General features: G+C 34.8%; 1 protein-coding gene. It reads right to left on the bottom strand.

What is annotated here, in order from left to right; translation table 11 throughout:
* Positions 1 to 500 (bottom strand): IS256 family transposase (locus CDO51_RS13205; RefSeq protein ID WP_205842274.1); only part of this gene is annotated, 500 nt, incomplete at both ends.

Below are 500 nucleotides of genomic sequence, written 5' to 3'. Positions count from 1 at the left end.
TCTAAATCAATCCCAATAGCCATATATGCTGCCTTATTCACTATTCGACCATCTTGTCTCACTTTGTAGTGGACGGCATCCATGACTACATGTGCATAGACTCTTGATAATGGACGATTTTGCCATTCTTTAATCAAAGGAACTATTTTATCTGTTATTCCAGAGATTAATGTAGGTGAAGCATCTACGCCATAAAGATCTTGTAAATGAGCTTGTATATCTCTTACCGTCATACCCTTTGCATACATACTTAATACTTGATCATCAATACTTGATATATCTCTCTGATTCTTTTTCACTATTTGTGGTTCAAATTCTCCTTCACGATCTCTTGGTACTTCGATTTCTATATTGCCATAATTTGATCTTAGTTGTTTTTCTCTCTTTCCATTTCGACTATTTGTAGTTTCCTTTTCTCGGTAATCATACTTTGAGTAACCCAGTTCATGATCAAGTTCACTTTCTAGCATTTCTTCTATTAGTTCACCAAATTGCTCCTT

Origin of the sequence: Natranaerobius trueperi (assembly GCF_002216005.1) — a bacterium.
GTDB lineage: Bacteria > Bacillota > Natranaerobiia > Natranaerobiales > Natranaerobiaceae > Natranaerobius_A > Natranaerobius_A trueperi.
This window is presented reverse-complemented; position numbering and strand designations above follow the sequence as displayed.